We start from the raw sequence: 5,821 nt of genomic DNA, 5'->3' as shown, positions 1-5,821 counted from the left end.
TGGCGACTGCGGCTCCGGCCGCGACGGCTGCTGCTGGTGCGCCATGCGGATGCTCCTCTCTGCCGGTGACCTGCCGTCCCGCGCGCGGGGGCGGCGTCCGGTGCGCAACGGTCCGCGTGTCCCGGCGCGTACGGGTCCGGCCGGGCGGGATATCGCGGACTGTTGACTGTCGTCACGCCAACGCTACGCTCCTTGGGGTACCGCAGGGCAGACCTAGGGGGCGTACCGACATGCAGCTCAAGCCTTCCGCCCACGCCGACACCTTCGCCCGCGACCACCTCCCGCCGCCCGGGCAGTGGCCGGACCTGGTCTTCCCGCTGCCCGGACTGCGCTACCCCGACCGGCTCAACTGCGGCGCGGAGCTGCTCGACGCCACCGTCGAGCGGTTCGGCGCCGGCCGCCCCGCCCTGCACACCGCCGCCGGCGAGACGTGGACGTACGGCGAACTGCAGCGCCGCGCGGACCGGATCGCGCACGTGCTCACCGACGACCTCGGCGTGCTGCCCGGCAACCGGGTGCTGCTGCGCGGGCCCACCACGCCCTGGCTGGTGGCCTGCTGGCTGGCCGTCATGAAGGCGGGCGCGGTCGCCGTCACCGTGCTGGCCGCGCAGCGCGCGCACGAGCTGCGCGGCATCTGCGAGATCGCGCGGGTACGGCACGCGCTGTGCGACGCCCGTTCGCTCGACGACCTGGCCCGGGCGGAGGTCCGGGACCTGACGGTGGTCCCGTACGGCGGCGAGGACCCCGGCGACCTCCTGCGCCTCGCGGAGGCCAAACCCGACGCGTACGCGCCGGTGGAGACCTCCGCCGACGACGTCGCGCTCATCGCCTTCACCTCCGGCACCACCGGCCGGCCCAAGGGCTGCGTCCACTTCCACCGCGACGTGCTGGCCATCGCCGACACCTTCTCCGTGCACGTGCTGAGGCCCGTCCCGGACGACGTCTTCGCGGGCAGCCCCCCGCTGGGCTTCACCTTCGGCCTCGGCGGCCTCGTCGTCTTCCCCCTGCGCGCCGGCGCCTCGGCGCTGCTGCTGGAGCAGGCCGGGCCCGACCGGCTGCTGCCGGCGATCGCCGAGCACCGGGTGTCGGTGCTGTTCACCGCCCCCACCGCGTACCGGGCGATGCTCGACAAGCTCGGCGCGTACGACACCGGCTCGCTGCGCCGCTGCGTGTCCGCGGGCGAGAACCTGCCGGCGAACACCTGGCGGGCGTGGCGCGAGCGCACCGGGCTGCGGATCATCAACGGCATCGGCGCCACCGAGATGCTGCACATCTTCATCTCCGCCGCCGACGACGACGCCCGCCCGGGGGCGACGGGCGTGCCGGTGCCCGGGTACGAGGCGCGGATCGTGGACGCGGACGGGGACGACGTCCCCGACGGGGAGCCGGGGCTGCTGGCGGTGCGCGGGCCCACGGGGTGCCGGTATCTGGCGGACGAGCGGCAGTCGGAGTACGTGCGGGACGGCTGGAACCTCACCGGCGACACGTATGTGCGCGAGCCCGACGGGTACTTCCGGTACGTGGCGCGCGCGGACGACATGATCATCTCGGCGGGGTACAACATCGCCGGGCCCGAGGTCGAGGACGCCCTGCTGCGCCACCCCGACGTGCGCGAGGCGGCGGTCGTGGGGCGGCCGGACGCGGAGCGGGGCACGGTGGTCGTGGCGTACGCGGTGCTGCGCGAGGGCGTGGTGCGGGGGCCGGAGACGGAGGCGGCGCTGCGGGAGTTCACGAAGGGCGAGATCACGCCGTACAAGTGCCCGAAGGAGATCCTGTTCACGGACGCGCTGCCGCGGACGCCGACGGGGAAGCTGCAGCGCTACCGGCTGCGGGAGGAGCAGGCCGGGCGGACGGCCGGGAATCGCTAGAGTGATCGAGTGGCAGCCGAACGAACCCCGCGGTCTCTGATCGTCAGCTTCTACGGCGCGTTCGGCCGCGGCGGCCCGGACTCCGGGCGGGTGCCGGTGGCGGCGCTGATCCGGCTGCTGGGCGCGGTCGGCGTGGACGCGCCGGCGGTGCGGTCGGCGGTCTCCCGGCTCAAGCGGCGCGGGCTGCTGGTGCCCGTACGGCACGGGGGCGAGGCCGCGTACGCGCTGTCGCCCTCCGCCCGCACCCTCCTCGACGACGGCGACCGCCGCATCTACCGCCGGGAGGCCCCCGCGGGCCCCGGCGACTGGCTGCTGGCGGTCTTCTCCGTACCGGAGTCGGAGCGCCGCAAGCGCCACCTGCTGCGCTCCCGGCTGACCCGGCTGGGCTTCGGCCAGGCGGCCCCGGGCGTGTGGATCGCGCCGTCGCACGTGGCGGAGGAGACCCGGCACACCCTGAGCCGCCTCGAACTCGCCTCGTACGTCGACCTCTTCCGGGGCACCCACGAGGGCTTCACGCCGACGCCGGAGGCGGTGGCCAGGTGGTGGGACCTGCCGGCGATAGCGAAGCTGCACGAGGCGTTCCTCGACGCGCACGAGCCGGTGCTGGCACGCTCGTCCCCCCGCACGGCGGGCCCCGACGCGTACCGCGACTACCTCCTGGCCCTCGACGCCTGGCGCCACCTCCCCTACGCGGACCCGGGCCTGCCGCGCGAGGTGCTGCCCCCGCACTGGCCGGGCGCCCGCGCGGCGGAGGTCTTCGCGGCCCTGGACGACCGCCTGCGGGGACCGGCGACACGGTATGTCCGCGCAGCGCTTCACACACCGTGACCAACCGACACGATGAGTCGTTGATACGACCGACCGCGCCCTGATCCCACGGCTACGCTGGCTGTGGCGGACCGGACGACTGAGGAGGAGCAGTGGTGGCCATGACCGCGACCGAGCGCACCGGCTCGGCGGAGGAGGATCCGAAGCTCGCCGCCTTCCTGCAGCTCAAGGTGCCGAAGGGCTATCGCGCAGAGCTGATCGAGGGTGAGATTCTCGTGACGCCGCCGCCCGACCGTGACCACGAGGACATCGTGGGCAAGCTCACCTGGCTGATCGCCCGGGAGTCAGCCACCAGGTTGTACGCGCCGGGGACAGTCGGTCTGATCACCCCGCTCGGCAGGTTCATCCCCGACGCCACAGTCGCCGCCTGGGGAAGCATTCAAGGAGCGGAGTACTGGGCCGAACCGACGGGCGTGGTGATGACCGTGGAGGTGACCTCCGTCCGCGGCGACAGGGACCGCGGCCCGAAGCGGCGCGGTTACGCGGCCGCGGGTATCCCGCTCTATCTGCTCGTCGATCGTTCGAACGCCTACACCACGCTGTACGGCGACCCCCGCGAGGGGGACTACCGCCGGACGGTCAGCGTGCCGTTCGGCAAGGGTCTCGATCTCCCCGCTCCCTTCTCCTTCTCCCTCGACACGGCGGTCTTCGTCTGACCCCGGAGTCCATCCCGCCCGAATTGCCCGGTTCGCAACGATCGCCGAGGATGAATGCGGCAGTGCCGCGCTCCTCCGCGGCTGCGAATCCCGCGGGAAGGGACCTCCGGACATGCCCGTATGCACGACGCGCGACGGTGTCGACATCTTCTACCAGGACTGGGGCCGGGGCCGCCCCGTGGTGTTCATCCACGGCTGGCCGCTGAACGGCGACGCCTGGCAGGACCAGCTCAAGGCCGTGGCCGACGCCGGGTTCCGCGGCATCGCGCACGACCGGCGGGGGCACGGGCGGTCCACGCCCGTCTTCGACGGGTACGACTTCGACACCTTCGCCGACGACCTGAACGACCTGCTCACCGGTCTGGACCTGCGCGACGTCACCCTGGTGGCGCACTCCATGGGCGGCGGTGAGCTGGCCCGCTACATCGGCCGGCACGGCACCGGGCGGGTGCGGTCCGCGGTGCTCCTCTCGGCGATCCCGCCGCTGATGCTGCAGACCCCGGACAACCCCGAAGGCGTACCGCAGAAGGCTTTCGACGACATCAAGGCCGGGATCCTCAAGGAGCGCTCCCAGTACTGGCAGGACGCGTCGGTCCCCTTCTTCTCCGCGAACCGCGACGGCACGAAGGCGACCCGCGGCAACAAGGACGCCTTCTGGTACATGGCCATGTCCGAGACCATCGAGGGCGGCGTCGCCTGCGTCGACGCCTTCGCTGCCACCGACTTCCACGACGACCTGCGGAAGTTCGACGTGCCCACCCTCGTCGTCCACGGCGACGACGACCAGATCGTGCCGATCGACGCCACCGGCCGCAAGACCGCCGAGATCGTCGCGGACGCCCGGCTCAAGGTCTACGAGGGCGGCAGCCACGGCATCGCCCTCGTGCCGGGCGACAAGGAGAGGTTCAACGCGGACCTGCTGGCCTTCCTCCAGAAGTGACGCCCCGCAAACCCGCACCCGCACCCCGCACCCCCACCCGGAGCAGCGCGATGAGCGACCCGACCAGCACCGACAACACCGGAACCCCCGTCGAGAGCGACCAGTACTCGCTCAGCGTCGGCGCGGACGGACCGATCCTCCTCCAGGACAGCTATCTGATCGAGAAGATGGCCCAGTTCAACCGCGAGCGCGTCCCGGAGCGGGTGGTGCACGCCAAGGGCTCAGGGGCGTACGGGACCTTCCAGGTCACGGGCGACGTCAGCGAGCTGACCCGGGCCCATGTCTTCCAGCCCGGGCACCGCACCCGGATGCTGGCCCGCTTCTCCACCGTCGCCGGTGAGCACGGCAGCCCCGACACCTGGCGGGACCCGCGCGGCTTCGCGCTGAAGTTCTACACCCACGACGGCGTGTACGACATGGTGGGCAACAACACGCCGGTCTTCTTCATGCGCGACCCCAGCAAGTTCCAGGACTTCATCCGCTCGCAGAAGCGCACCATCGACTCGGGCCTGCGCGACAACGACATGCAGTGGGACTACTGGACGCTCTCGCCGGAGTCGGCGCACCAGGTGACGTACCTGATGGGCGACCGCGGGATCCCCAGGACCTACCGGCACATGAACGGCTACAGCTCCCACACCTACCTGTGGACCAACGCCGCCGGCGCCCGCACCTGGATCAAGTACCACTTCAAGAGCGACCAGGGCGTCGCCCACCTCAGCGACGCCGACGCCGCCGTGCTGGCCGGCGAGGACGCCGACTTCCACCGCCGCGACCTGGCCGAGGCGATCGCCCGCGGCGAGGCGCCGTCGTGGACGCTGTACGTGCAGGCGATCCCGTACGACGACGCGCCGGACTACCGCTTCAACATCTTCGACGTCACCAAGACCGTCCCGCACGGCGACTACCCGCTGATCGAGGTCGGCCGGATGACCCTCGACACCAACCCCGAGGACTACTTCGTCCACATCGAGCAGGCCGCCTTCGAGCCCAGCAACCTGGTGCCCGGCATCGGCCCGTCGCCGGACAAGATGCTCCAGGCGCGGCTCTTCTCCTACGCCGACACGCACCGCTACCGCATCGGCACCAACTACGCGCAGCTGCCGCCCAACCAGGCGGAGACGGAGGTCCGCTCGTACGCCAAGGACGGCCACATGCGCTACCACCCGCCCAACGTGGCCCGCCCCTACGCGCCCAACTCCTACGGCGGCCCCGCCGCCGACGAGGAGCGCGACAACCACCCGGCGCGCTGGACGGTGGACACCGCGGAGATGATCCGCGCCGCCTACACCCTGCACGCGGACGACGACGACTTCACCCAGCCCGGCACCCTCGTGCGCGACGTGCTGGACGACGCCGCGCGCGACCGCCTGGTGGGCAATGTCGTCCGGCACCTGCAGAACGGCGTCAGCGATCCCGTCGTGCAGCGCGCCGTCGCGTACTGGCGCAGCATCGACCTGCGCACCGGCGACAGGATCGCCGCCGGCGTCCGCCAGGGCTGACACCTGCGGCAGGGCTGCCCCGGTCAG

Annotated in this window: 5 protein-coding genes; all 5 read left to right on the top strand. The window is 72.2% G+C overall.

What is annotated here, in order from left to right; translation table 11 throughout:
- The first annotated feature begins 230 nt into the window (after positions 1 to 230).
- The 5 genes from H5J30_RS15280 (at position 231) to H5J30_RS15260 (ending at position 5,794) form a co-directional block, all read left to right on the top strand.
- Positions 231 to 1,868: an AMP-binding protein gene (locus H5J30_RS15280; RefSeq protein WP_181787981.1), complete on the top strand. Its 1,638-nt coding sequence runs from the start codon at positions 231 to 233 to the stop codon at positions 1,866 to 1,868.
- A gap of 9 nt (positions 1,869 to 1,877) precedes the next feature.
- Positions 1,878 to 2,696 carry a PaaX family transcriptional regulator gene (locus H5J30_RS15275; protein ID WP_181787980.1) on the top strand — a complete coding sequence of 273 codons (819 nt, stop codon included), beginning with the start codon at positions 1,878 to 1,880 and terminating at the stop codon, positions 2,694 to 2,696.
- Positions 2,697 to 2,797: 101 nt separating this feature from the next.
- Positions 2,798 to 3,352 (top strand): Uma2 family endonuclease, encoded by a 555-nt coding sequence (locus tag H5J30_RS15270; protein ID WP_181787979.1) that lies wholly within the window; start codon positions 2,798 to 2,800, stop codon positions 3,350 to 3,352.
- A 112-nt stretch (positions 3,353 to 3,464) separates the two neighbouring features.
- On the top strand, positions 3,465 to 4,292 hold the full coding sequence (locus H5J30_RS15265; RefSeq protein WP_181787978.1) for an alpha/beta fold hydrolase: 828 nt from the start codon (positions 3,465 to 3,467) through the stop codon (positions 4,290 to 4,292).
- Between the two features lie 50 nt (positions 4,293 to 4,342).
- Entirely contained in the window at positions 4,343 to 5,794 is a 1,452-nt protein-coding gene (locus H5J30_RS15260) for a catalase (RefSeq protein ID WP_181787977.1), read from the top strand.
- Positions 5,795 to 5,821: the final 27 nt, after the last annotated feature.

This window comes from Streptomyces phytophilus (genome assembly GCF_013870535.1).
GTDB lineage: Bacteria > Actinomycetota > Actinomycetes > Streptomycetales > Streptomycetaceae > Streptomyces > Streptomyces phytophilus.
Note: the sequence above shows the minus strand (reverse complement) of the source record. Positions and strands in the feature narration are given on the sequence as shown.